Annotated in this window: 33 protein-coding genes and 2 pseudogenes; 24 read left to right on the top strand and 11 right to left on the bottom strand. The window is 40.7% G+C overall.

Annotation, left to right across the window (positions count from 1 at the left end; all coding sequences use genetic code 11):
- Positions 1-146: 146 nt before the first annotated feature.
- From O7C57_RS07490 to xis, 15 genes are all read left to right on the top strand, one after another.
- A complete protein-coding gene (locus O7C57_RS07490) occupies positions 147-398 on the top strand; it encodes a hypothetical protein (protein ID WP_269723842.1) in 252 nt (83 codons plus the stop codon).
- A 4-nt stretch (positions 399-402) separates the two neighbouring features.
- Positions 403-813, top strand: a complete 411-nt coding sequence (locus O7C57_RS07485; protein ID WP_014656515.1) for a hypothetical protein — start codon at positions 403-405, stop codon at positions 811-813.
- Between the two features lie 74 nt (positions 814-887).
- Positions 888-1,238 (top strand): hypothetical protein, encoded by a 351-nt coding sequence (locus O7C57_RS21600; RefSeq protein WP_105874176.1) that lies wholly within the window; start codon positions 888-890, stop codon positions 1,236-1,238.
- A complete protein-coding gene (locus O7C57_RS07475; protein WP_230494543.1) occupies positions 1,225-1,434 on the top strand; it encodes a hypothetical protein in 210 nt (69 codons plus the stop codon). Before O7C57_RS21600 ends, O7C57_RS07475 begins: the two co-directional genes overlap by 14 nt.
- Positions 1,431-1,646, top strand: a complete 216-nt coding sequence (locus tag O7C57_RS07470; RefSeq protein WP_269723841.1) for a hypothetical protein — start codon at positions 1,431-1,433, stop codon at positions 1,644-1,646. Before O7C57_RS07475 ends, O7C57_RS07470 begins: the two co-directional genes overlap by 4 nt.
- Positions 1,647-1,648: 2 nt before the next feature.
- Positions 1,649-2,443 (top strand): ORF6N domain-containing protein, encoded by a 795-nt coding sequence (locus tag O7C57_RS07465; protein WP_269723840.1) that lies wholly within the window; start codon positions 1,649-1,651, stop codon positions 2,441-2,443.
- 10 nt (positions 2,444-2,453) lie between these two features.
- A complete protein-coding gene (locus O7C57_RS07460) occupies positions 2,454-2,876 on the top strand; it encodes a Lar family restriction alleviation protein (protein ID WP_269723839.1) in 423 nt (140 codons plus the stop codon).
- Complete coding sequence (locus O7C57_RS07455; protein WP_269723838.1) at positions 2,876-3,448, top strand: hypothetical protein; 573 nt, start codon at positions 2,876-2,878, stop codon at positions 3,446-3,448. Before O7C57_RS07460 ends, O7C57_RS07455 begins: the two co-directional genes overlap by 1 nt.
- Before the next feature lie 12 nt (positions 3,449-3,460).
- Positions 3,461-3,688, top strand: coding sequence for a hypothetical protein (locus tag O7C57_RS21595; RefSeq protein WP_269723837.1), 228 nt, complete (start codon positions 3,461-3,463; stop codon positions 3,686-3,688).
- Positions 3,685-3,930, top strand: coding sequence for a hypothetical protein (locus tag O7C57_RS07445; protein WP_196993056.1), 246 nt, complete (start codon positions 3,685-3,687; stop codon positions 3,928-3,930). Before O7C57_RS21595 ends, O7C57_RS07445 begins: the two co-directional genes overlap by 4 nt.
- Positions 3,920-4,657, top strand: a complete 738-nt coding sequence (locus O7C57_RS07440) for a hypothetical protein (protein WP_269723836.1) — start codon at positions 3,920-3,922, stop codon at positions 4,655-4,657. Before O7C57_RS07445 ends, O7C57_RS07440 begins: the two co-directional genes overlap by 11 nt.
- Positions 4,647-4,799 carry a hypothetical protein gene (locus O7C57_RS07435; RefSeq protein ID WP_158002586.1) on the top strand — a complete coding sequence of 51 codons (153 nt, stop codon included), beginning with the start codon at positions 4,647-4,649 and terminating at the stop codon, positions 4,797-4,799. Before O7C57_RS07440 ends, O7C57_RS07435 begins: the two co-directional genes overlap by 11 nt.
- Position 4,800: 1 nt before the next feature.
- Positions 4,801-4,980: a hypothetical protein gene (locus O7C57_RS07430; RefSeq protein WP_193450673.1), complete on the top strand. Its 180-nt coding sequence runs from the start codon at positions 4,801-4,803 to the stop codon at positions 4,978-4,980.
- Positions 4,977-5,294 (top strand): hypothetical protein, encoded by a 318-nt coding sequence (locus tag O7C57_RS07425; RefSeq protein ID WP_269723835.1) that lies wholly within the window; start codon positions 4,977-4,979, stop codon positions 5,292-5,294. Before O7C57_RS07430 ends, O7C57_RS07425 begins: the two co-directional genes overlap by 4 nt.
- Positions 5,295-5,311: 17 nt before the next feature.
- Positions 5,312-5,500 (top strand): excisionase Xis, encoded by a 189-nt coding sequence (gene xis / locus O7C57_RS21875; protein WP_350572664.1) that lies wholly within the window; start codon positions 5,312-5,314, stop codon positions 5,498-5,500.
- Positions 5,501-5,513: 13 nt separating this feature from the next.
- Here xis and O7C57_RS07420 read toward each other — a convergent pair whose 3' ends face one another.
- The 5 genes from O7C57_RS07420 to rpoE all read right to left on the bottom strand — a co-directional run bounded on the left by O7C57_RS07420 (position 5,514) and on the right by rpoE (position 10,161).
- Positions 5,514-6,713 (bottom strand): tyrosine-type recombinase/integrase, encoded by a 1,200-nt coding sequence (locus O7C57_RS07420; protein WP_269723834.1) that lies wholly within the window; start codon positions 6,711-6,713, stop codon positions 5,514-5,516.
- Between the two features lie 722 nt (positions 6,714-7,435).
- Positions 7,436-7,897, bottom strand: coding sequence for a SoxR-reducing system protein RseC (gene rseC / locus O7C57_RS07415; RefSeq protein WP_154624308.1), 462 nt, complete (start codon positions 7,895-7,897; stop codon positions 7,436-7,438).
- Positions 7,898-7,906: 9 nt separating this feature from the next.
- Positions 7,907-8,851, bottom strand: a complete 945-nt coding sequence (gene rseB / locus O7C57_RS07410) for a sigma-E factor regulatory protein RseB (protein WP_154624303.1) — start codon at positions 8,849-8,851, stop codon at positions 7,907-7,909.
- Positions 8,851-9,477 carry an anti-sigma-E factor RseA gene (gene rseA / locus O7C57_RS07405; protein WP_269723833.1) on the bottom strand — a complete coding sequence of 209 codons (627 nt, stop codon included), beginning with the start codon at positions 9,475-9,477 and terminating at the stop codon, positions 8,851-8,853. Before rseA ends, rseB begins: the two co-directional genes overlap by 1 nt.
- 105 nt (positions 9,478-9,582) lie before the next feature.
- Positions 9,583-10,161 carry an RNA polymerase sigma factor RpoE gene (gene rpoE, locus O7C57_RS07400; protein WP_154624301.1) on the bottom strand — a complete coding sequence of 193 codons (579 nt, stop codon included), beginning with the start codon at positions 10,159-10,161 and terminating at the stop codon, positions 9,583-9,585.
- A 493-nt stretch (positions 10,162-10,654) separates the two neighbouring features.
- Here rpoE and nadB point away from each other — a divergent pair, with 493 nt between their 5' ends.
- Positions 10,655-12,256 carry an L-aspartate oxidase gene (gene nadB, locus O7C57_RS07395; protein ID WP_269723832.1) on the top strand — a complete coding sequence of 534 codons (1,602 nt, stop codon included), beginning with the start codon at positions 10,655-10,657 and terminating at the stop codon, positions 12,254-12,256.
- Between the two features lie 36 nt (positions 12,257-12,292).
- Here nadB and trmN read toward each other — a convergent pair whose 3' ends face one another.
- Positions 12,293-13,021 carry a tRNA(1)(Val) (adenine(37)-N(6))-methyltransferase TrmN gene (gene trmN, locus O7C57_RS07390; protein WP_163861007.1) on the bottom strand — a complete coding sequence of 243 codons (729 nt, stop codon included), beginning with the start codon at positions 13,019-13,021 and terminating at the stop codon, positions 12,293-12,295.
- Between the two features lie 164 nt (positions 13,022-13,185).
- On the opposite strand from trmN, the gene O7C57_RS07385 reads away from it, so the two are divergent.
- The 4 genes from O7C57_RS07385 (at position 13,186) to srmB (ending at position 17,842) form a co-directional block, all read left to right on the top strand.
- A complete protein-coding gene (locus O7C57_RS07385; RefSeq protein WP_269723831.1) occupies positions 13,186-13,917 on the top strand; it encodes an IclR family transcriptional regulator in 732 nt (243 codons plus the stop codon).
- A gap of 2 nt (positions 13,918-13,919) precedes the next feature.
- Complete coding sequence (gene hutG, locus O7C57_RS07380; RefSeq protein ID WP_269723830.1) at positions 13,920-14,837, top strand: formimidoylglutamase; 918 nt, start codon at positions 13,920-13,922, stop codon at positions 14,835-14,837.
- A 295-nt stretch (positions 14,838-15,132) separates the two neighbouring features.
- Positions 15,133-16,338 carry a sodium/glutamate symporter gene (gltS, locus tag O7C57_RS07375; RefSeq protein WP_269723829.1) on the top strand — a complete coding sequence of 402 codons (1,206 nt, stop codon included), beginning with the start codon at positions 15,133-15,135 and terminating at the stop codon, positions 16,336-16,338.
- Between the two features lie 163 nt (positions 16,339-16,501).
- Positions 16,502-17,842 carry an ATP-dependent RNA helicase SrmB gene (srmB, locus tag O7C57_RS07370; RefSeq protein WP_163861006.1) on the top strand — a complete coding sequence of 447 codons (1,341 nt, stop codon included), beginning with the start codon at positions 16,502-16,504 and terminating at the stop codon, positions 17,840-17,842.
- A 31-nt stretch (positions 17,843-17,873) separates the two neighbouring features.
- Here the strand turns inward: srmB and O7C57_RS07365 are convergent, their stop codons facing one another.
- Entirely contained in the window at positions 17,874-19,328 is a 1,455-nt protein-coding gene (locus O7C57_RS07365) for an ankyrin repeat domain-containing protein (RefSeq protein WP_269723828.1), read from the bottom strand.
- Positions 19,329-19,487: 159 nt separating this feature from the next.
- Positions 19,488-19,871, bottom strand: a complete 384-nt coding sequence (gene grcA / locus O7C57_RS07360; protein ID WP_154624293.1) for an autonomous glycyl radical cofactor GrcA — start codon at positions 19,869-19,871, stop codon at positions 19,488-19,490.
- Between the two features lie 320 nt (positions 19,872-20,191).
- Here grcA and ung point away from each other — a divergent pair, with 320 nt between their 5' ends.
- Positions 20,192-20,872: a uracil-DNA glycosylase gene (gene ung, locus O7C57_RS07355; protein ID WP_154624292.1), complete on the top strand. Its 681-nt coding sequence runs from the start codon at positions 20,192-20,194 to the stop codon at positions 20,870-20,872.
- A 231-nt stretch (positions 20,873-21,103) separates the two neighbouring features.
- Here the strand turns inward: ung and grpE are convergent, their stop codons facing one another.
- On the bottom strand, positions 21,104-21,694 hold the full coding sequence (grpE, locus tag O7C57_RS07350; protein WP_154624291.1) for a nucleotide exchange factor GrpE: 591 nt from the start codon (positions 21,692-21,694) through the stop codon (positions 21,104-21,106).
- A gap of 101 nt (positions 21,695-21,795) precedes the next feature.
- On the opposite strand from grpE, the gene nadK reads away from it, so the two are divergent.
- The 3 genes from nadK to bamE all read left to right on the top strand — a co-directional run bounded on the left by nadK (position 21,796) and on the right by bamE (position 25,034).
- Entirely contained in the window at positions 21,796-22,695 is a 900-nt protein-coding gene (gene nadK, locus O7C57_RS07345) for an NAD(+) kinase (RefSeq protein ID WP_195848186.1), read from the top strand.
- A gap of 85 nt (positions 22,696-22,780) precedes the next feature.
- Positions 22,781-24,442 carry a DNA repair protein RecN gene (recN, locus tag O7C57_RS07340; protein WP_163861005.1) on the top strand — a complete coding sequence of 554 codons (1,662 nt, stop codon included), beginning with the start codon at positions 22,781-22,783 and terminating at the stop codon, positions 24,440-24,442.
- 112 nt (positions 24,443-24,554) lie between these two features.
- Positions 24,555-25,034: an outer membrane protein assembly factor BamE gene (bamE, locus tag O7C57_RS07335; protein WP_154624288.1), complete on the top strand. Its 480-nt coding sequence runs from the start codon at positions 24,555-24,557 to the stop codon at positions 25,032-25,034.
- 179 nt (positions 25,035-25,213) lie between these two features.
- Here the strand turns inward: bamE and O7C57_RS07330 are convergent.
- Positions 25,214-25,351: pseudogene (locus tag O7C57_RS07330) on the bottom strand (PCC domain-containing protein); the annotation flags it as partial.
- A pseudogene (locus O7C57_RS07325) lies at positions 25,342-25,535 on the bottom strand (transposase); the annotation flags it as partial. The pseudogenes O7C57_RS07325 and O7C57_RS07330, both read right to left, overlap by 10 nt.
- Between the last annotated feature and the right edge of the window lie 173 nt (positions 25,536-25,708).

Here is a 25,708-nt window from a genome sequence, read left to right as displayed (position 1 = left end):
ACAATAGAAATAAAACCATTGCTGAATAGATTGTCTACATCATTTCCAAAAGAGGCTGGTCGACTTATTGGTTTATTGAGCGAACTTGATTTAATGACTAGCGTTACACTATCAGGGGTAGAAAAATTAATGAATACGGACTAAGCATGAATACTACAACTTATAACGTAATGACCATGTGTAAAATGAACAATATGCCCCCCCCTAAATACATTGATGAATTTTGGCAACATCATGGTGAATGGGAGTGCAAGATATATAAACTGGTAGATGGTGATTATCAATTAGTAAATTCATTTTTCGAATATGAAAACGCATCAAGTGAAGCTAAAGAAATAATGAATCAATTACCAAAAATGAAAGAGCGAATTATCGCATTTTTAAACTTAAGGAAATAAAGTCATGGTTAAAGCAATTGAATTAGCAACAGGATTTGAGATTCAGGTCGTTGAGCGCCCCGTGTATATTATTAATGGCGCCAAACGTGCATATCTCAGTGAGCGTGCAGCTCTCAATAAATTATCTAGCATCCTAACAGAACGTGAGTTCCGTGAAAAAGGTATTGAAACAAACTATGAAGATGAACATATTACCCTTGAAAACGGTACTATCGCTCACAAACGAGGTGAGCCAACTGAGCATTTCATGGAGCGTAAAGAAGCTAAATATGCTGAGCTAAGCGAAAAGCTGAAAAAAGAACGCGAAATTAAACGCCTTGAAATGGAATACAAAAAAGCAAAAGATAAATGCAAAGATGCAGATATCGTAGCTAATGAAGTATATAAAAAATTAATGGCTGCTCAAAACTTATAATTAAATAACCAAATTAAATTTAAATCAGCGTCAACGCTGAGGGAATCCCTTTATCTAAACTTAGGAGTAATTAAATGGAATATAAACTATTAATAGGCAAAAGGAGAATGACTTACATCAACTGTCTATTAGATTACTTTAAACATGAAGGTAAAAAGCCCCAATTTAAAGCAGTCGTTAACAATGAAGAAGTCATAATCACATTAACTAACGAAAACCTTAATAATTTCTTTCGTGATGTATATGAGGAGTTGGATTGCAAGCAGCGCTGTAAGTATTCAGACAAGGATATATACGATACTTACGCATTACTTTATACGAAATACGGAAACATAACCGAACTAGGAAAATTATTAATCAATGTAATTACAAAATATATGCCTGCTTATTTAAATGGGGAGCCGTATGTATATGACGAGATTTGACCAATTAATGAATGAAGGGAAAGAGCTAGAAGCAAAGAAATTATATCGCCGTGCTGCAGATAAATACAACCAAGCCTTTTCTATTTCAATCCCCGGCAGTTCTGATGGTTTGAGTTATCAAGAAAAGGAAAGCAAGACGGCAGCAGATAGATGTTTATCTAAGGCAAAAGTTAAAGTGACGGAGAGTTATTTATGAGTAAAAGAAAACGCAGCAGAACTCAACAGGGAATTGCAGGCATGACCATTGCCCAAGGGCTTAGTTTAGAAAGAAATGAAGTTAAAGATTATACCAATGTCTGCAAACACCTATCCCAATTTGAAAGAAACGGTGATGACATTCGAATGCCAATGAATAGACAACAGCGCCGATTAGCCAAAAAGCTAAAAATTGATATTAAGGAAGTTTAATTATGAGCGAATTAATCACAATTGATGCAAATAGACTGCCCGTCATTGAGTGGAAAGGTGTTCGAGTTGTTACCACGGAAACATTAGCGGCGGGTTATGGTTCTGATGTTAAAAGCATTCAAATGAATTTAGCTAATCACAAAACAAGATTTGTTGAGGGTGATCATTATTTCAAGCTTGAGGGTGACAATTTACAGCAATTTAAAAGGCTACCCAACAGTATTGGGTTGGTTAGTAAATATACAAGCCAGCAAATTCTGTGGACCGAAAAAGGCGCAGCCCGTATGTCAAAAATTGTTGATACCGATGAGGCATGGTCTTTCTTTGAAAAAATGGAAGATGCTTATTTTCGCCCAATTCAAGTTGTCCAAGCCGACCCTACAGCAATGGGGCTGCCTAATTTCTTAGACCCTGTTTCATCAGCCTTAGCATGGGCGGAAGCTAAAAAAGAAAGCGACCTGCTCACTATCAAGCTGAAAGAAGCAAAGCGTACTAAATCACAAATAAGCCGCAGCCGTGAGGCCTCTGCACTCGGTAAATTAAGCGCTGTCACTCGCCAAAATCGCCAATTGTCTGAGCGCCTAGGTGAGAGTGTAAAGCACGCAACTATTACCGCAGTACAGAATGTAACAGGCATCAAGCACAACCCTTATCCAATGCGTAAGTGGTGTAAAGAGCGAGCACTTGAGGTTGAAACCGTGCCCGACTCTCGGTTCGGTAGTGTTAAATCATGGCCAGCAGAGGCTTGGTTAGAAGTGCACGGCGTCGATCTAAAAAAATTATTCGGTTCAAAGTAAGGGGATAAAAATGGAAATGACAAGCTATCAAGTGACTTATTTAGGTGATTACCCTTGCGGACACCGTCACACATTATCGATGGAAATTGAAGCGTTAGGCGTTGCTGACGCCATCGAAAAATCAAAAGAAATTCTTAGTGACAGTGATATCAAATCAACTAACCACACCCTTTATTCAGTAGTTCCAGTTGGTTTTGGTATGAGTTCTTTAGCAGAAATTAACTTATGCCCACCAAGAGACCAAATTAAGCTACTTCCCTGCCCATTCTGCGGCAATGACGAGGTTGAACTGAATTATTCCAATTGGGATGGTGAGGATATGTTTGTGATCCATTGCGATTGCTGCGGTGCCAAACAACCCGAGGATTATCTAGATACTGCCGTTCGCATCTGGAATCAACGTGAAGTATTGCCAACAACGGAGGTTAAATAATGGCTTATTTTACTGACACAGGTAATGGTGTTATTGCCGACGATGGCACTTTGATTACCTATTCTGATGCAGTTAATGCGCTTGAATGTGGTCAATACGATGAAGAACTCCTGAAAGGCTTGCATTTGGCGGCCGCCGTGATGGGCAAATTAGCCGATGAACCAGACACACTGACACCAGAACAAAGAGTTTCAGTTTGGCGCTGGGTAGTAGTGGCTTGCTTTATCCGAGAACAACAGGAAAAAAATGGCACGATTAAAGTGCCAAATGGTAACGGCGGTTTTGATTTGGCAACCATCTATAGCAACGGTAAATCGTCACTAAGTATTTACCCTGCTCCTCTACGCCTTGCACTAAGTGAAAATCTAGAACGGATCATGGTTGAAACGTTCGGGAAAGCACTATGGGCTGATTTTACTGTTCGAATGTATGTCGGTTTTCTTGATATCTCACTTGAATGTGGACCTCGCCTATCAGCCAAAGGACGTGAAGGTCTTTGCATTCTTCACGATGATTATATCCGTGCACTGCAATCAGAGGGGATTTTCCCTGCAATGCCAACGATGCACTAAGGATGGTGAAAAATGAAAATTGAATATATCACCAGCAAAACAGGCAACACAGCCAAAGTAGTGATTCTGTCTTTCATTACCGAGCGCCGAAAACTGAATCGCATTGTCGACACAGTAAAACTATGGACGCCAGTTCAAGAATCATCAACAGGCTTCTTTTTTCGAGTGACGACGATTTACGGCAAAGCAAGCCACGTTTTAAGGGCATACAAAATCATTTGTTCGGAGGAAAGCAAGTGATTGAACAAGATAACAATGACTATGAAATGGTTGATTACGACGATGTGATAGTTCGGGTTACTCACTATGTGGATGATGGTAGGGATCACACAGCTCGAATTATTCACTGGTTCAGACAACGCTGTTATATCAGGATGGGTGTATGCCCTCCTCTACCACCAGCACCACAAATCGTTGCACCTAAATTAATCCCGATCACCAAAAAGAAAAAACGCGCAAGGAAGGTGAAAGATGAGCAATAACCCTTTAATTATCGATGCTCTTGAAGAAGTGGGCCCATGTGATATCGATACGCTTGCTTTGCATATGGATCAAAGCGCCCAAGTTGTTAATGCAATGATTACCAATCAAATGAGAAAAGGTACGGTAAAACTGGTTAATGGTATGTATCAACTTACTAACCAGCCAGAGCCAAAAATAAACAAGAGCTCTATTGCTTCAAAGTTTTCATGTCAGGCTAGCGATGAGCGCCCTAAGATTGAAATCTTAAGAGAGGTTTTACAGCAAAGCACGCATGCTATGACGGCTGCTGAATTAGCCAAAGCAACTGGAGATTCGGCAAATAACATTGGTGGGCGTTTAAAAACTGATATCAAAAATGGAAATGTGATTAGCTTAGTTAAAAACGGCTTAAAAGTTTATCAGTGGGTTGACGCTAAAGAGGAGAAATCACCTCTTTTAGAAAATACCTCCTACAACCAATTGATACCACTTAATTCTGTCACAAAGCCAGAATTTAAAAGTGAGAAAAATCACCTTATACCAGAGCAGCACACCTCCGTTTCAAACGGAACCCTGAACGTACCAAACAGCAAGCAATTACGTGCCGAACTGGTGAAAATTGATGATGAGCTGATTCAGATAAACAGCCGCATGAGCGAATTAACAAAAGTGCGTCAATACAAAAGTGAAATGTATGAGTTAGTCGTGAGGCTTGAGGGGTTAATGGAGGTGGGTAATGATGGGTAAATTTAGGCTTTTCTTCATCTACTTAATCGCTTTTGTATGCACTGTCGTCATCGGCATGGAAACTGGTATGCCTAAGCCAGCGGTTTATGCGCTGGGTCTTTGGACTGGCTTCATAGCAAGCCTTCTAATTGAAGAGGCCTGATATGAGTGAAATTAAAGATACCCGAAACTGGAAGTGTTTCTTTGGTATGCATCAGTGGGTAGCTATTAGCAAAAATCCTTTTAAGGAAAACTATGGTGGTGGTGACTTCAGTGAAGGAACGCTCTATCACCTTCAATGCGTTCATTGCGGAAAAATTCAAGGTAAGAAGGTGATGCTATGACAACGCTTGATTTTAACCTCGTCAGTATCATTAAAAATGCAGGTGGGGATCCGAGTGATGTAACTGAGGCTGTTTGGAATGCCGGCTATCAACGAATGAATTTCACTACAGAACAGATTATTGAGATGACGACTAGCCAGATAGCTGAATGCCTTTATTATGACGTCCCGCAAAATGTATGGCCAAAAACAGTTGAAAGTCTCAGTAAGGGAAATTTAAACGCCATTATCGATGATGCAATGTGGGAAGGAACTCCAGCAGAAGTTGCTGCAGAAATATTAATGAACGGGTATAGAAAAGGAGGTGCGGAGTGATTTGTGATAATGCCTATATGACAACAAAAGATGTATGCAATCATCTTCGTATTTCATCTAGAACATTAAACCGCCTAAGAAATAGAGCCGCACTACCATTCCCAGCCCCTGACTGTAGCTCCAAGGGCTCAAAAAACCGATGGTTCAAATATAAAGTATTGGAGTGGCAAGTACAAGATGCTGAACTGAACCGATCTAGTCGCTAAATAAAGCCGCCCTTCATTGGGCGGTTTTCGTTATGGCCATTAATTTATCCCACCATAATTGATAGGCTTCTCGCATTTCATCAATGTAGTTATATTTATCATATACCCCCCACACTCCTGGTAATTTATGACCTAACATAATTTCAGCCACATGCGGCTGTGTCAGTTCCGAAAAATTAGTCCGTGCAGTCCGACGAAGGTCATGTATAGAAAAATGAGGTAAGTCTCTTTTTTTGTGCTTCTTGATAAATATTATCAAGTTAACAGGAAGTTTTAAATGTGCTGATGGTAGTTGAGGTGCTTTGCTATTGGAAAATAAATAATCACCAGCAGCGAGATCCACCAGCTTTTTAATTATAGGAATAACATCATCAATTAATGGGCGCACTAATGGTTTTTTTGTTTTTCCGCCAGTCTTGTGATTTTCAGGAGGAACAGTCCATAACTTTTCCACTAAATCAAAATCAGAAATTTTAGCCAATCTTAGCTCTGAAACCCTGCACCCAAAGAATAGACAGAGTTTTAGTAGCATCTCGTTGACAAAAGAAACTCTCGATTCTTCGCACGCCCACCAAAAAAGCGCGATTTCTTCTGAAGATAAGGTTCTATCACCAACGCCTTTTTGAATACCAAAATCCTTACCCGTCAAATCAGTTAATGGATTTGATAATGCCACTCTCCTTTTTACTGCCCATGAATAACATTGCCTAGCATTACTAATTACACGTTTTGTTATCTCTGAGTATTTTTTGGATAACTGATCTAATAAATCCAGCCACATGTGAACAGTTAAATCATTTATTGGATATCTACCTACTTGAGGAAATACATGTAATTCAAACGTTCTCATAATTTGATGGGCGCTAACTCTTTGCTTGCACATTACATCAAACCAATCTCGAAATACTTCCTCGAAGGAGCCTATATTATTTTTTTCGCTCGCAATAATAACTTTCTGGTATTTTGGATTTTGACCTTTACTTAAAACTGAGGACCATTTCAATAATTCATCGCGAGCTTCTTTTAAGGACATTTGGGGATATTTACCAATTGTCATTTTATCTTGCTTGCCATTAAATCGATAACGATAAAAAAAAGTAACTGCCCCCTGCAGGGATACCCTAACCCACAAACCATCACGATCAGCTTTCTCCTCAACCTTATCTCTCTTTTTCCCAAGATTAGATTTTAAGTATGCATTCGTTATCGCCATGATGATCCTGCTCCATTATTATTCATCCGCGCCCCCATTACTGTGTCCATATTCGTGTCCATCACTTTATTTTTCAGCATGTTAGGAATGCGTGATTTCAGTATTTTTTCTATTTTCTTTCGAGATTACGCTTAAAATATGAACTTGTTATAGTAATAATTTTCACTCCATTATTGCTTTATCATATCTCACCCATAGGTATGTGCATTTTTCATACGAAAGTTTATTTTTCAATAAGATAAATAGGGCTATACTTTTATAGTAATTTATAATAGCTCAAATGGATATATGGACACAATGATGGACACAAAAATAGTGGCTTGAGGTGACTTTGGTTGTCTTAGCTTGTCAATATTGATTTTGTTTTTTCGTTATAATTCAATTTATTACAACGTTAATTTGTCTTAGGTTGTCATGGCTTGACGGGGGTCGAATTGTCGATGTGAGCAATGATAGAAAAGTTTCTTATGTTATTGATTTTCAAGGTAATATCTTCTTTTAAATTGCCTACAAAATCAGCTCTGTATAAAAATATATCACAGAACTAAAATGCTATGATTATCACAAGATTGCTAATTAGCTGCATTTTACATAGAAGATCCCTGTAACACAAAGGTTCAATGTAAAACAACTGTAAACTATGCGGGTTTTAGCCTAATAATGGCAATGAATGGTACTTTAATGAAACAAAACCACCTGCAAATAACAGGTGGTTTAACTGATTAATCAACTTGAACTAAGCGTTCTTCTGGAGGCAAGCCTATTTGTAGGATAACAGGTTGAAACGCTGTCTCATCCCGCCAATAAGAGGCGATTTTTCGGGCCAAAAAGAATCCTAAAAACCCACCTATGACACCAGAAATCGCGACCCAAATTTGTTCCAAGCCTGCTAACTGTACTAACGCTGCAACGAAAAATAGGCCAATTAAGGGTGTCAAATACACTAACATCGCAGATCGAAGTAAACTCCCTTCAGGAATACCGACTTCAACTTTCTGCCCCACAACTAAAGGTTGTTGTATTTCAACCTCTAATTGATGTTCAGTATTTGGTCCTATCTTACTCAATGCATACGAACCACAAGCCCCACGTGCACTACAGCTACCACACCCGGAAGAAGCCCCATAACGCAATAATGCCCTTCCTTGGTGCCAACGAATAACTGTTGCCCACTCTTTTACCATCATTTACTCCTAAAAACGAATGCTCGCAGCGACTTGCTGTGCCGTTAACAACGGCAATTCGCCTATTATGGTAATCACATTTTGTTTCTGAGTCATTGTATAAATTGTGCGGCGACCATTTTGAATAGGTTGCTCTAAAGGTTGCCCTTGTTCGGCCTTAGTGACATTCACAGAAAAGGTGAACAAGCCATCACTAAATAATGCGCTTTCAACCTCATCATTCTGTGCGAGACTACGCTTTGAACGTGAAATTTCTTCAAATCCTGGGGGTAAAAAACCCACGCGCCATTTAAATGACGGGCTCGTATTTTGAGGAGAGACTAATAATGGTGGTAAATTAATTTTACTTAAATTCACCAAAGAGTCATTTACCGCTTTACTATCTAACACGGTCGAGATCACGCGAAATTGTTCTAACGTTTGATTATTGTTATTAAGAAGATCAACTCGTAGGGGTAACTTGTTCTCTTCATCAATTAACAACACATAATTAAAGCGTGAGTTATCTTTAGAGATAATACGAATAACTAACGACGGCTTATCACCAATATGTGTGCGTCCTGCATCGATAAAATTATAGTATGGCTTAATTTTGTCGTAATCAGCGAACAGCACTGAAGGCAAGTTATCGACAATGTGTTTGCCATTCAAACTAAAGGCATCGAAACCGGGTTCGAAATAACTAATTCGCTCGCCCTTTTGAACAATCTCACGCCGCGTCGAATCCATTTGGATCATCTGAGATATCGGCACATTATTGATGAGTCCATGGCGGTAGCGAACAGGAACGATACTTCTCGGGCTAAAAGACATGAATGACATTTCGTAGGAAAGATTCTGGGCAGCACTTCCCATCTCTTTAAAGAGAACTTCGGCATCTTGTTGAGATGCCGAAGCTTGATTAGCAATAATCAGGCTGCCCGCCAGGCAGATGACGGATAACCACTTATTCATTAGTGCTGTTTAACTCCAGCCGATACCGCTGCTTTATCATCATTTTCATGATATTGCTGATTTAGCATGGAGCGTCTTTCAATTTCATATTGCTGAAGCATTGCATTAACACGCTGATTTTGTTGCTCAACTTGTTGCATTTGTTGCTCGTTACCAAAAAGTTGGCCATCAGAGAAATTTAGGCTTACAGGTGCGCCAGCCCCAACAGGAATAGTGTTAAACACGGGTTCATCAATCATCGACTCATCGGGGTTACTTTGGTTATATTGTTGCACACCAACGATGACGGCAAGAGACACACATGCTGCAACACCAATTTGGGTGATTTGGCTAGCCCATGGGCGAACCTTCTGCCAAAACGGCATACTTCCCCATGTTGCCGGCTCAGGCTGTGACTCAACAACTCCCTGAGGATTAAATTGCACAACTTCATTCTCTAATGCTGCGGCGACCTTACCTGCTATGTCAAAATTCATGACATCAGGGGTGTCGTTACGCAGAGTATCACGAATAAGATGATAGCTCTCCCAACGTTTTTGTAACGTTGAATCACATGAGATAGCGTTAATCAGTTCTACATCTAGAACTTCGCCATCCATCATTGCGGAAAGTTTCTCTCTTTGCATGCCCGAATACCTTCAGTTAATTGCATCACAATTACAGTTTAATACCCTGATTTCGCTATATTGCACGGTGTTGTATTCCAAAAATAACACGAATACAAACAACTTCTAGTGCTGCTGAATCAACGGTTGTACTTTATTATCGATAGCTTCCCTTGCTCTAAAGATACGGGAGCGCACAGTGCCTACAGGGCAATCCATAATCTCCGCGATTTCTTCATAGCTTAAACCATCAAGTTCCCTGAGTGTTATTGCCATTTTTAAATCTTCAGGTAACGACTCAATCGTTCGAAAAACTACCTTCTTCAATTCTTCAGACAACATTAAGTTCTCTGGGTTCGAAATTTCTTTCAGTGCGCCTGCAGTTTCGTAATTTTCTGCATCGCTCGCTTCCAGATCCGACGCGGGAGGGCGTCGATCTTGAGCGACTAAATAATTTTTGGCCGTGTTAACCGCAATCCGGTATAGCCAAGTATAAAAAGCACTGTCACCACGAAACGAGCCAATCGCACGATAAGCTTTAATGAATGACTCCTGAGCAACGTCAGGCACATCCGCTTGTGGCACATAACGGGAAACCAAACTTGCGACTTTATGCTGGTATTTCACCACCAGTAAATTGAACGCTTTTTGATCGCCCTTTTGAACTTTTTCGACCAACATCTGGTCTGTCAGTTGCTCGCTCATTCCTGGGAAAATCTCCCGCAATCAGGCTGTAAATTTGTTAACTCGATCATGTCTCCCTTCCTAAAGCAAGCGTTACTTTGAGTAGTAAAAACAAGTGAAGTTCAATTTAATACATAAAAATAGTAAAAAACTTACAAAAAAAAGATGTTTTTACTGATAAAGGATCCACACGATCCTCAATAATTCACTTTAAGTTCAGATAGATAACCAAGCGTGTTGCGTGTTATCCCCTCTGATACAAAACGGTAAAACAGTACTCAATAGTGAGTCAATAAAATCAGCGTAAGCCCAACTTCAAAAATAGCATTACCAAGTCTGATAGGCTAACATGAAACTTCCAATAGATACTATACTCTAAATACTTCGAGGTGCAGCTAGGCAACAACCAATGAACCGCTAGACGCGTCTATCAGTCAGTGACTCGTACCAGTCATCCTAGCCAACAATACTGCAACTTGAAAGATGGCGAGCATATACAACATGCAAAACACTTATGAACGATTACCCACAGCATTACACTGATATACTTATTATTGGTAGCGGTGTCGCAGGGCTTTCCGCTGCATTACGGTTCGCACCATTTCATCAAGTGACCATCCTAAGCAAAAGCACGCTCAGTGAAGGTGCATCTTACTATGCACAAGGCGGAATTGCTGCTGTTTTTGATAATACAGACAGCGTAGAGTCTCACGTCGAAGATACCTTAATTGCCGGCGCAGGTATTTGTGATCCACAAGCGGTCGAATTTATTGCTTCCAATGCCAAAAACTGTGTTCAATGGTTGATTGATCAAGGCGTATTGTTTGATACTGAAGTGACTGAAACGGGTGAAACACAGTATCATCTTACCCGTGAAGGTGGGCACAGCCATCGCCGAATACTCCATCATGCCGATGCCACAGGCAAAGAAGTTGAGACGACTCTCGTCAATCTGGCCTTTTCCCACCCCAATATTCATGTCAAAGAGCGTTATAACGCTGTCGATCTTATTCGATCTGATAAAATCGACACATCTGGCCAACCGCGTATTGTCGGGGCTTATGTCTGGAATCGACAAAAAGAACACGTCGAAACGATCCGTGCCAAAATCGTCATTCTAGCCACTGGCGGTGCAGCGAAAGTTTATCAATATACCACAAACCCTGATATTTCATCGGGAGATGGTATTGCAATGGCATGGCGCATCGGCTGCCGTGTGGCAAATTTGGAATTTAATCAATTCCATCCAACATGCTTGTTCCATCCACAGGCCAGAAATTTTTTATTAACGGAAGCATTGCGTGGAGAAGGCGCTTATTTGAAACGCCCTGATGGAAGTCGATTCATGCCAGACTATGATCCTCGTAGTGAACTGGCACCAAGGGATATTGTTGCAAGAGCCATTGATCATGAAATGAAACGACTCGGTGCGGACTGCATGTACCTTGATATTAGCCACAAACCCGCGGACTTTATTCAGAGCCACTTCCCAACTATCTATGAAAAACTAATGACCTTAGGGCTTGATCTGACTAAAGACCCAATCCCTATTGTACCAGCAGCGCATTACACCTGTGGCGGCGTCATGGTTGACCAAAATGGCATGACAGATATCCCCAACCTCTACGCCATTGGAGAAGTCAGTTATACAGGGCTGCACGGGGCTAATCGCATGGCATCCAATTCACTTTTAGAGTGCTTGGTTTATGGCTGGTCAGCATCGGAGCATATTAATCAAACGATCTCACAGGTCGATGATATCCCGATACTCCCTGAGTGGGATGAAAGCCGTGTGCATAATTCAGATGAACAAGTCGTCATTCAACATAATTGGCATGAATTACGTTTGTTTATGTGGGATTACATGGGGATCGTTCGAACAACTAAACGCTTAGAACGCGCCTTACGACGCATCCATCTATTACAGCAAGAAATCCATGACTATTATGCTAATTTCCGTATTTCAAATAACTTACTAGAGCTTAGAAACCTAGTTCAAGTCGCTGAATTGATGGTTCGCTGTGCGCTGGAACGTAAAGAGAGCCGCGGCTTACACTATACGTTAGATTATCCCGCGTTATTGCCACTCTCAGGTCCGACTATCCTCAAACCTTAATCTCATGAATTAATAGCTAGTCCGTTGGATTAGCTATTAATATTTCAAATAAAAATCACGTATGAGCCGCTGAAAATCTTCGGTATAAATCGTATTATCGGCCTCTTTTAATACTAACGTTGTGATTTGCGCTACCACAGGCTCTCGTTTTAACCCCAATAGCATGCGGTGAAATGGCATCGTGGCTTTGTCACGAATATTCACTCGATAAGCGGTAAACCAGTTATCGCTATGCGCCATTGCTTCAACCTTTTCGCCAACATCATAAGGTAGTACAAGACAAAATAAGCCATCCGGTGCCAAACAGTGCCGTGCACTATCTAATAATGTTTGATGAGTTAACGTGGCAGTATAGCGAGCCTGTTCGCGCTGCTCGCTACTGCATGACACAGATGGCTCAAAATAAGGCGGATTACTGACGATCAAATCATAGTCATGTTGTCTTTGAGTACAAAACTCAACAATATCTTGCGCAAAGACTTGTAACCTTTCACGCCATTGAGATTCGATAAAGTTTTCTTGTGCTTGCTGTGCCGCCGCACTATCCAATTCAACCGCATCAATAATGACTTGTTGATTTCGTTGAGCAAGCATCAAAGCAATTAAGCCACTGCCACTACCAATATCTAAGGCTGTTTTTGCCTGTTGCACGGGCGCCCATGCCCCCAGTAATACCCCATCCGTTCCAACTTTCATTGCACAGCGATCATGTCCCACAAAAAACTGCTTAAAGGTAAAACCGCCTTTGCGATAACTTTTTTTCACGTTATTCAACCACTCTAATTATTTTTTAATCATTCAAATTTTCATTATACGACAATTTTAAAATGCAATATTTACACTTTTCTCACAAAATAATTCTCACAATATGAGAATATTATTTGAGCCTAAAAATTTTTACTGCTAACTTCGAAAAAAAGGGGGATACCATGAACAGTATTAACCGAACATTAAATATTCTATCTTATATCACTGCTAGTGCGGTTCCCGTCACTCCACAAGTGATATCCAAGGCATTGAATATTCCTGTTTCGACTGTTTATCGACTACTCGCCATTCTCATAAACTGGGAATTTGTGACTTATGCTAAACAATATGGTACCTATACTGTTGGTGCGCAGAGTATCAAAACTCAAGAAAAATACTATCACCACAGCCTGTTAATGAATTCATCAAAAATAGAACTGCTATCACTGAGTAAAAAGACACAAGAAACCGTCGCAATTATTACATCAAATCTGTGCGAGACCATCTGTGTTGACATGATAGAGAGTTCACAAGCACTACGCTGTTCCTTTGTCATCGGGCGAGGCAATACCCTCATCAAAGGGGCGAGTGCAAAAACATTGCTCGCGTTTCGCGACGAAGAATATCAATCATTAGTGTTTGAAACCCATACAGAACAATTGCAATCACCCGGCAGTATACAGCAGTTAAAACATTCACTCATGCAAATACGCCAGCAAGGCTATGGCATCTCATGTGGCGAAATAGATGAAGGCGTTTTAGGTGTATCCGCACCTATTTTTAAAGGCAATGATGTTATTGCAGTTGTTTCTGTAATGGCACCGGAATTTCGTTCAACTCATCGAATTGACGAATTTATCTCTGAGACCTGCAAAGCAGCTCATAACATGACCAAACTCATTAATCTGGAGTAATTATGGCAGCACCTTTTATTTGGCAAGGCCGTACTGATGGTGATACCGAAGAACACCTACGGATCCATCAAGTCATGAATAAAAATACCCCTGCACAATTTGCTTTAATTGGCTTTGCTTCCGATGAAGGCGTTAAACGTAATAAAGGACGACTAGGCGCTAAAGCAGGACCTGATGCTATCCGCCAGCAACTTGCAGGTCTACCACTGCATCAACCTTTAGCGATTCGAGATGCAGGAACGATCTATTGTGACGATGGCCAATTAGAATCAGCACAACGCCGTCTTTCGGATGAGCTCATCACGATTTTATCATCGAAACAAACCCCTATTGTTTTAGGGGGAGGACATGAAGTGGCATTTGCCAGTTTTCAAGGACTGTTTGATTTCGTTAAACAGACTCAACCAACGAAAACCATTGGCATCATTAATTTTGATGCCCACTTTGATTTACGTTCAGCGCCAATAGCAACATCTGGCACGCCATTTTTACAAGCGGCACAATTATGCGAACAGCATAATCGCCCTTTTCATTATCTCTGTCTTGGTATTGCCGATCATGGCAACACTAAAGTGTTATTCGATACGGCGGATAAATTAGGTTGCCAATATATTCGTGATAAGGCACTGACCGCTTCTCAATTACCTAAAGCCATAGAACAAGTTCAACAATTTATTAATCACGTCGATTATTTATATGTCACCGTTGATCTTGATGTTTTTTCTGCGGCAATCGCTCCAGGCGTTAGCGCCCCCGCGGCGAGAGGAATTAATACAGAAACATTCGATCAATTATTTTCAGTCATTAAAACGAGCAAAAAAATTGCGGTATTTGACATTGCTGAATGTAATCCAGAATTTGATATTGATAACCACACGTCAAAATTAGCAGCTTATTTGATTTACCAATTTTTATTCTAATTAAACAAACACAACAACGCGACTGATAAATATACCGTTCAATACATTTGTAACCCAATAACCATAACAGTAATTGAAACAATACTGACAAAAAAATATCGCAACAGTTTTAACATTAAAGTTTATTTTATGACGTTAACCACAAAATAAAAATTTAAAACTTGAGAATTAAACTGTTGCGAAAGGGTAGCCGAATACTTCTTTAGAGACATTCACACTGTGGCTAGAGCGTAGGCGTGTCGCCAAAAACGGCAAATGGCGAGAACGGTTATAGATTACACAGGGAAACATCCATATGACATTACAACTCGATACATTATCTACACTCCTCCTTACGGTACTGTGCCTCCTAATGGGCATTCACTTAAAAAAGCGTATTGAATGGTTACAACGCTTTTGTATTCCATCACCTGTTATCGGTGGCTTTTTAGTGAGTCTCATTATTTGGGGACTGAAATCCTTTAATTTGGCTGAAATCCATTTTGATACCAGCCTACAGACTTTTTTAATGGTTGCTTTCTTCACAACAATCGGGATTGATGGCATCTTCCGTATTCTAAAAAGTGGCGGGCGTCTACTGTTTATCTACTTATTTATTTGTTGGTTTACCGTATTATTCCAAGACACCTTTGGTGCCGGACTCGCACATTTATTAGATATCAACCCCGTCATTGGCGTGATGGCAGGAGGCGTCTCTTTAACTGGTGGTCATGGTGGTGCAGCCGCATTTGGTCAAATGGCCGAAGGCTTAGGTGTACAATCAGCAACAGTTGCCGCCATTGCAGCAGCGACTTTTGGTTTAATTACTGGCAGCTTATTAGGTGGACCAATCGCCTCTTTCTTAATCAAAAAGCATCGTGTGACTATTCAAGCCGATGAGACCGTCACCAGTCCAAAAGTCACCGAAACCATTTCAAGTAAAATTGAGTCTATTGATGCCCATGCCTTTTTAAAAATGTTGGCATTAGTATTAGGTATCATGGTCATTGGGCAATTTGCGTCAGCACAATTTACCAAAGCGACGGGCTTCTCTTTACCCAGTTATGTGGGAGCAATGATCATTGCGATTGTCATTCGTAATATCAACGACCAAGTTCATCTATTTAAAATTAACCAAAAATCTGTCGATTTAATTTCTGAAGTTTCTCTCGGCCTATTTTTAACCATGGCAATGATGTCCCTTAAGATTTGGGAACTGAAAGATGTTGCCTTACCCCTCTTTATCATTCTTTTTGCTCAGGTCGTGGTATTAATTCTGTTAGTGGTATTCGTTATCTTTAGACTCCTCGGCAAAAACTACGACGCTGCCGTTATGTGTGCAGGATTAATGGGGCACGGATTAGGAGCGACCCCGAATGCAATGGCAAACATGTCTTCCGTGTGTGAACGCTATAAGCAAGTTTCCATGAAAGCCTTCATGATTGTTCCATTAAGTGGAGCTGTACTCATTGATTTAGTGGGTATTCCTTACCACACTTGGTTAATTAACATCCTCAGTTAATCTTCTTGGGCATGCGTGCTTTTCACCTCGGAAAAGCACGCTTTCTGGCAATAAGACTGCCCGTTAAACGCTAAAACAGGTACACTTTGCTAAAAGATCTATATTTTATAATGAACAATTTGGCTAACCTGTTTATAATCAGCGCCCCAAATAGAGGTATATCATGACTGCAACCACATTTTCTGAACTTGAATTAGATGAAAGCCTGATCAACGCGCTGGCAGATAAAGGCTATGAACGCCCTACTGCAATTCAGGCAGCCGCTATCCCTGCGGCGATGGATGGCCGTGACGTTTTAGGTTCAGCCCCAACTGGTACAGGGAAAACCGCGGCATTCTTGCTACCAGCCATCCAACATTTACTTGATTTTCCAAGAAAAAAATCAGGCCCTCCGCGAGTTCTTGTATTAACGCCAACTCGCGAACTCGCGATGCAGGTTGCAGATCAAGCAAAAGAATTATGTGCACATAATCATCTTGATGTCGCGACAATCACTGGTGGTGTCGCCTATATGAACCATGCTGAAGTCTTTAGCGAAAACCAAGATATTGTTGTTGCAACAACAGGTCGCTTACTTCAATACATTAAAGAAGAAAATTTTGACTGCCGTGCTGTTGAAATTCTCATTCTTGATGAAGCAGACCGTATGCTCGACATGGGCTTTGCTAATGATATTGAAACAATTGCGGGGGAAACACGCTGGCGTAAGCAAACGATGCTGTTTTCTGCGACTCTTGAAGGCGAGGCGATTCGTGACTTCTCCGAGCGTCTGTTGGAAGACCCCGTTGAGATCGACGCTGAATCTTCCCGCCGCGAACGGAAAAAAATACAGCAATTTTACTATCGTGCAGATAATTTAGAACACAAAACCGCCTTGTTATGCCATCTCATTGCACAGAGCGATGTGACGAAATCAATTGTGTTTGTTCGCAAACGTGAACGTGTGCGCGAAGTTGTTCAGTGGTTACGTGATGCGGGTATTGAGCCTTGCTATCTTGAAGGAGAAATGGTTCAAGCAAAACGTAATGAAGCGGTTCGCCGTTTAGTTTCAGGCCAAGTCAAAGTTCTTGTGGCTACCGATGTGGCCTCTCGAGGTTTAGATATCGAAAATGTCAGCCATGTGTTTAACTTTGATATGCCACGGACTGCTGACGTTTATCTGCATCGTATTGGTCGTACCGGTCGTGCTGGCCGAAAAGGTACCGCGATTTCACTGATTGAATCACACGATTACCCTTTATTCGGTAAAGTGACACGTTATATTGAAGATCCTATAAAAATGCGTGTTGTCGATTCTTTACGTCCATCAACTAAAGCACCTTCTGCATCAATGATGAACAAACCAAAACCATCTAAGAAAGTGCTCGCTAAACGTAAAGAAAAGAAAAAAGAAGAAGAATCGAAGAAAAAAGCTAAAGTCCGTCATCGTGATAAAAAGAACATCGGTAAACGCCGTAAACCCGTGACAACAGCTTCAGAACCTAGTCATCAAAAATCTGAATAAATGACTTAACGGGCTTAGGCCCGTTTTTTGATTACGACATTTTGGCCATCAATCTTTCGCGTATTATACGTCCTTGTGAAGATAACCAGTCAGCCTTAACCATATGATTTTTTAATACATCGCGACAGTTATACCCTCGGTGATTCTTAACCCTCCAATCAGCACCTTTATTTAATAAATACTCTGCGACGGATAACGCATGACTACCTAGCGCATCATGTAATGGTCTATTCCCAAAGTCATCAACGACATTCACCGCAAATCCGCTTTGCAACAACACTTTCGATTGTTCCAACCTGCCTGATTGAGCAGCAAGGTGTAAATAGCTTCGATTGTCGGCCAAATGTGTTTTTTTGATTTCCTTGGCATAGAAAGAATTCAGCAAGATTTGCATAAACTCAGGATCTGTTGATCTGACGGTATAACTGACTAATTCATCAAACTGCGCCGTTTTATTGCTAATTGCGACTAATCTTGAAAATTCCGTTATATTCCCTTGCCTAATACTGTTTTCACAACAGTTTTGCCAGCATTCGGTATAATGATCATGGCTGGATGATACGTTACAACTAAACTCCTCTAATTGCTTATCAAAATCATCATTAACAACCTTTTGATAATTTGACCAAGGCGCAAAATGACACATCATTTTGAGTATTTTAGGCATCGTATGGGCAATAAAATTACGAGTCACTATGCGATGAGGTAACCAGTCACGCCATGATTTCCTGTCATCATAATAATCTAACAGTATTCGACTCCCTAATGCGGATGGAAAAGGCGATAGCGATTGTAGTAAATCTAACCAATCGTAACGAACAACATAAAAACGCGATAAACCATTTTCTGCCATTTTTTTCGCTTCTTGATAATCCATCCCAATCTGCCGTAACGTATTTTTGGCAATTCCTGCTGGCGTATATCCAATACAGGGGGTTTGGCTAGCTAAGGAAGCAAAAGTTGCAAGCCCTCCCCCTAAAGAATGACCGACACAGATCATATTTCCTTTTGACGCGTTAAATAACACATTAGTTAAATTAACCGCTTGAAAATATTGAGGTTCAAAGCAACCAATCCCTTGCCGTATATCCGCATAAAAATCAATGAGCTCATTTGAGCCAGCAAAGCTAATAATATATAAATCATTCATGCGACAAATATGCGCTTCAAAGCCTGTCGCCTTATCAGATAACAGTCTTGGATCAACGCCAATGTCACTCAGTTGCTGATGGTTAAGACGCTCAACACCATATCTATTTTCCCAATCCGAAAAATAAGCGCCATACGCAATTAACCCCATCAAATAATCATAATTTTGTGGATCACGACCAAAAAATTGCTGAAATGATAATTGTTCTGGCTCCTCCATTTGATGAGCACACTGTGGCAATGACCCCTTCTTCTTCAAATAAATGCTGATGATTTCTTGGATCATAGCAATTTGATTATCAGGTTCAATTTGCATATTTTGGTTAATTGAGGACATAAAGCCTCCCAAATAATGGTGATAGGAAACAACATTAAAAGGGAAAATCCAGAAGGGAAAAAGAATGTACTTTGTTAGATGGGCATAAAAAAGCCATTGAATTCAATGGCTTTATAAATTAGTTATAGGCTAATACTTTTATCTTGAACAATATCGTTATTACAGGCTTTCAGTGAAAGTACGAGTAATAACATCACGTTGTTGTTCTGGCGTTAATGAGTTGAAACGCACTGCATAACCCGAAACACGAATCGTTAATTGTGGGTATTTTTCAGGGTTTTTAACCGCATCTTCTAAAGTCTCACGGCTTAACACGTTGACGTTTAAATGCTGACCACCTTCAACACGGACGGTTGGTTTGACTTCTAAAGGCACTTCACGATACTCAAAAGCACCGAGTTCATCTTTAGCCACAATTTGCCCTTCACTGTAATCTGCTTTTGCACAGACACAACGTGCTTCATTTTTCTCTTCATCAAGTAACCAAAAAGAGTTTAGTAATGCAGCATTGTCAGTTTTAGTAATTTGAATACCTGTAATCATGTCGACCTCCACGCTCGAGCAGGATTGAGATCAATCCCATCATTTGACTGTCAGTTAAATATTTGGTCTAACCAATTTCTCTACACATTATATACCAGCAAGAACCTAGGGCTTCTTTGATATTTATCAATAATTTCCAGAGGGAATTAACGCTCATTAACTCAACACCATGTTTTAAATCAATTTTTATCATTTATTGAAATCAATTTTTTTTGCTGTTTTTAAACTATTTTTTAATGATTTAAGCGAAAACTCATCTTTATCTCTCGCAACTTAACCAGTAAGCTTATAGCTATAATTTGGTTGTTATAGGAATTTTCATGTCAAATACTCCAACTTGGCACGATGTTATTGGTTCAGAAAAAACACAAAGTTACTTTAAAGACACTCTCGCCTATGTGGCGAATGAACGTCAAAACGGAAAAATTATTTATCCGCCTCAACAAGATGTGTTTAATGCCTTTAGATATACCGAGCTCGCTGACGTTAAAGTCGTCATTTTAGGGCAAGACCCTTATCACGGCCCAGGGCAGGCTCATGGCCTATCTTTTTCAGTGCTACCCGGCATTAAGCCACCCCCTTCATTAGTCAATATGTATAAAGAGTTAGAAAAGGATATCCCAGGTTTTAAACGCCCTGATCACGGTTATTTACTCAGTTGGGCTAAACAGGGGGTGCTTTTACTCAATACCGTATTAACGGTTGAACAAGGTAATGCGCATTCCCACGCGCATTTAGGATGGGAAACATTTACAGATAAAGTGATTGCCGCAATTAATGAGCACAGAGAGGGGGTCATTTTCTTATTATGGGGCTCACATGCTCAGAAAAAAGGCAAGATCATTAATACCAAACGCCATCATGTATTAAAAGCACCGCACCCTTCTCCACTCTCTGCGCATCGTGGCTTTTTGGGATGTGGACACTTTTCACAAACGAATGCGCTGCTACAACAACAAGGCCTCACACCAATAGATTGGACTCCCGTCATTGAAGCGTGACGTTTTATCGCCATAAAAAAACCGGGTAACACATAAGTGACCCGGTTGAGGTTGTTGACAAAGCGGGATAAAGTGTGGTTTTCCCGCTTTGTGTTATCAGCCGAAAATCAATAAATTGATTTTCCTCGTTTATTTTCAAAACCTGTTCGACTTGCCGCCAAACATCATAGGTTTGTCAGCCGTCTGAACCGGGTAATACATAAGTGACCCGGTTTCATCATTCACGCGACCTTATTTAGAGACGATAACCATTGCCGGTCTTAACAAACGACCGTTTAATAGATAGCCCTTCTGCATCACGTCAATAACATGGTTTGGTTGATGATCAGGCGACTCAATCATCGTCATAGCCTGATGTATTTCAGGGTTAAATGCCACATTAGATTCACCAACCACTTCAATGCCGAATTTACCTACAGCATTTAAAAATGATTTCAGTGTCAAATCTAAGCCCTCTAACATCGCCTTCGACGTTTCACTTTCGTGATCCGCGGCATCAATTGCGCGCTCTAAATTATCGATAACAGGCAATAACTCGTTAGAAAACTTCTCAAGCGCAAATTTATGTGCTTTTTCGATATCTTGTTCTGTACGGCGACGAATATTCTCAATTTCAGCTTGCGCACGTAACATCGCTTCACGCTCAACTTTTTGTGAAGCTGCGAGTTGTTCTTCAAGCTCAGCAATACGCGCTGCTAACGCTTGCACCTCTGCCTGTGACTCAGCCTGCTGCGCTTCTTGCTCTTGCTCTGACTCCGATTTTTGGACTTCATTCAGCTCAGGGGCTTGCTCATCATGCATGTTTTGTTCTTTACTACTCATGAATATCTCCGCGTATTTAGCATTAATCCCATTTATTAGAGTATTATGGGGATATAAAACAGGGATTCAAGGGACGTCATGCAATGAGAGGCCAAAAAATTATGCGTCAGGATAAAAGCACGCACCAAACCATTTTTCGAACCATCGGTATCGTTGGTCACCCACGCCACCCCGAAGCTTTGGCTACCCATGAATTAATCTATAATTGGCTATTATCTAAAAATTATCACGCCATTATTGATAAGCAAGTTGCCAAAGATTTAAAACTCCAAAATGCAAATACGGGAAACTTAACAGAGATCGGTCAACAAGCAGACTTAGTGATTGTTGTTGGAGGCGATGGCAACATGCTGGGAGCCGCCCGAATTTTATCCCGTTACAATAACAAAGTGATTGGTATCAACCGCGGCAATCTTGGTTTCCTTACCGACCTTGACCCAGACAACGCTTTGCAACAACTTTCACGGGTTCTTGATGGTGAATACCGAGAAGAGCAGCGTTTTTTACTTGAAGCTCAAGTCATCAAACCAAACCAAAAAGCGCGTAAAAGTAGCGCGATTAATGAAGTGGTTCTCCACCCCGGCAAAGTTGCTCATATGATTGAGTTTGAAGTCTATATTGATGATCGTTTTGCCTTTTCACAACGCTCAGATGGCCTAATCATTGCCACACCAACGGGGTCGACAGCATATTCGCTCTCTGCCGGAGGGCCTATTCTGACACCTAATTTAGATGCGATTGTACTCGTTCCGATGTTTCCTCATACCCTGTCATCACGCCCACTGGTTATCAGCAGTGACAGCCGTATCCGACTTAAATTTTTACGTAGTAACATTGACTATGAAGTGAGTTGTGATAGCCAAATTATGTTACCCATCCAAGATGGTGAAGAGGTTGTTATACAGCGTAGTAACAAAAGCCTTAATCTCATTCACCCTAAAGATTACAATTATTTCAATACATTAAGTTCAAAATTGGGTTGGGCTAAAAAAACTTTCTAATTTTTTTCATCTGCCTCTTTACTGTATAAAAAAACAGGATACACTGTATACAAACACAGGTGTGTATTTTTACAGGAGAGCGCAGATGCTTACCCAACTTACCATTAATAATTTTGCTATCGTTCGTGATCTGGAAATTGATTTCCGTAGCGGTATGACCACAATTACAGGTGAAACTGGTGCAGGTAAATCTATCGCTATTGATGCACTTGGTCTGTGCTTAGGTAACCGGGGTGATGCGAATATGGTCCGCCCTGGCGCACAACGAGCTGACTTATGTGCGCGTTTTTCCTTAGTGGATGCCGATATGGCGGCTAAATGGCTTATCGCTCACGAACTGGATAATCATAATGAATGCCTCTTACGGCGTACGATCACGTTAGATGGCCGCTCTCGTGGTTTTATCAATGGTACTGCTGTCCCTCTTTCTCAATTACGTGAGCTGGGTGCCTTACTGATCCAAATTCATGGCCAGCACGCGCATCAACTCCTCTTAGATAATACACACCAAAAATCATTACTGGATGCTTATGCAAATCAGCAAGCACAACTTGCTAATATGAAACAGGCTTGGCAACAATGGCATCACTCCTGCCAACAACTCGCCATGTTTCAAAAACAGATGCAGGAGCGTGAATCACGCCAACAGCTTTTGGAGTATCATTTAAAAGAGTTAAATGAGTTTAACCCTGTCCAAGGGGAATTTGAAAGTATTGAACAAGAATATAAACAGCTAGCTAATTATGGGCAATTTTTAACACTCGGACAAAATGCAATGCAGATTATGTCCGAAAATGATGGCGTTAATATTTTAAGTTTACTAAATAGCGCAAAACATGAGTTAACTGAGTTAGCCACTCTGGATACTAAGTTTTCTAGCTTGTTGGATATGCTCGAGGAAGCCTCTATTCAAGTGAGTGAAGCAAGCGATGAACTAAGGCATTATTGTGATCAATATGAACTAGATCCTAATCGTTTGTATGAACTTGAACAACGTATCTCAAAGCAAATTCATCTTGCTCGTAAGCACCACATTATGCCTGAAGCGCTACCTGAGCTATACCAGCAATTATTAGATGAACAGCAAAAGACTGCGGAGCAAAATGATGACTGTGAAATGCTCAGTGAACAAGTACGCCGAGACCATCAACATGCGCTTGCCTGCGCTCAACAGCTACATCAGGTTCGTGTCGAGTATGCCCAAGAGCTCAGTCAGTTGATCACAAATAGTATGCATCAACTCTCCATGCCCCATGGTCGCTTCACCATCGATGTCACATTCACCCCCGACCATTTGCAAATCGATGGTGCAAGCAAAGTCGCGTTTAACGTCACAACAAACCCAGGGCAACCGCATCAATCACTCGCGAAAGTTGCGTCAGGGGGCGAGTTATCACGTATTGCCTTAGCAATCCAAGTGATCACCGCGAAAAAAATGGATACACCAGCCCTGATTTTTGATGAAGTTGATGTCGGAATTAGTGGCCCTACCGCCGCTATTGTTGGTCGACTACTCCGTGAATTAGGTGAATCCACTCAAGTCATGTGCGTGACACATTTACCTCAAGTTGCAGGGTGTGGACACCAACATTTTTATGTCAGCAAAGAAACAAATGGCGTAGAAACAGAAACTCGGATGCAATTGCTAGATAAAAAATCACGTTTACAAGAACTTGCACGTTTATTAGCGGGCAGCGAAGTGACCAAAAATACACTGGCGAATGCAAAAGAATTACTCGCAGCATAAATTTTGACAACTTTTTTGCTCTCCTATGGTCTTAGAGTCAATACGGAAGGTTTTAAATTGTATCAATGTCGATTATCATTGATGTTCTGACTCCAAAAGGAATGAGATATCCATGCGTTATAAACTGTTAACTGCTGCTGCACTATCACTCGCATTAATGTCCACGGGCTGTTCAATGATGGAACGTTTGGTCTATCATCCTGACATTAACCAAGGTAATTACCTGACAGCGAAAGATGTTGCTAAGATCCAAAAAGGAATGACTCAGCAACAGGTCGCTTATACTTTGGGCACACCAATGTTAACCGACCCGTTTGGTACTCAAACTTGGTACTATGTTTTCCGCCAAGAGCTTGGTCATGACCCTGTTAAGCAAGAAACGCTGACCTTAACTTTTGATCGCAACGGTATCCTTACTGAGATCAAAAATGAGAAAAATCTTGCAGAGCAAGAAGCGATGGAAGCCAAAGAAATTGAAAGTTCACCATCTGAACCAGCTTCTGCTGAGCCAGCACCTGCTACTAGCCCAGCAGAGCCCAGTATGCCGACTACTGAGCAACCAGCTCCCGCTAAAAAAATGCTAAGTCAGTAATTGACTAATAAATAATAGCTAGCTTACATCGGCTGGCTATTTTTTACTCAATTTGTAATAGCTACCTGCCATCAATAAATACAGGTAGTTATTACAATTTTAACCAGCCTCACCTCGATCAAATCATTTTGATAATATTCTCGAGTGAAGGTGATATTATCTCACTCTTCAATGACTCATTCTAAGGTTGTTCTAACGGTACAACCGTTCATCATATGCCCACCTTGAACATGGCTATTTTCATCTGAGATAGCTAGATGTAAATGTTCACTCATCGCATCTAAGGTGCCGAACAGAGAAACAACTTTATACTTACCGATGAATGGACAAGGTCTGACTGAACATTTAGCTCTAGCGCTTCACAGTCCTTCATATTACAGAGAATATAAATTGTTCTATAAAGCGCCTTAACTACTTTATCTTTCAATATCTTATAACGATATTTAGGTATCCAAACTTGATGATATGTGCAGTGCCAATACCATGTGATGAACTGTGTATAAAACCCGTGTGATTTCCTTTGTACTTGTGTGAATAAGAGGATGTTTTCTGACATGGGATTTCTTTTAGACTATAGCCTCACAGGCTCAATTATCACCTTAGCTGGTGGTTTACAGCGGACAATAAAAAACCGAGAGAACTCTCGGTTTAATAGAAGGAACAAAAAACAGTCA

The organism is Providencia sp. 21OH12SH02B-Prov (assembly GCF_027362595.1).
In the GTDB taxonomy this organism is placed as follows: domain Bacteria; phylum Pseudomonadota; class Gammaproteobacteria; order Enterobacterales; family Enterobacteriaceae; genus Providencia; species Providencia zhejiangensis.
This window is presented reverse-complemented; position numbering and strand designations above follow the sequence as displayed.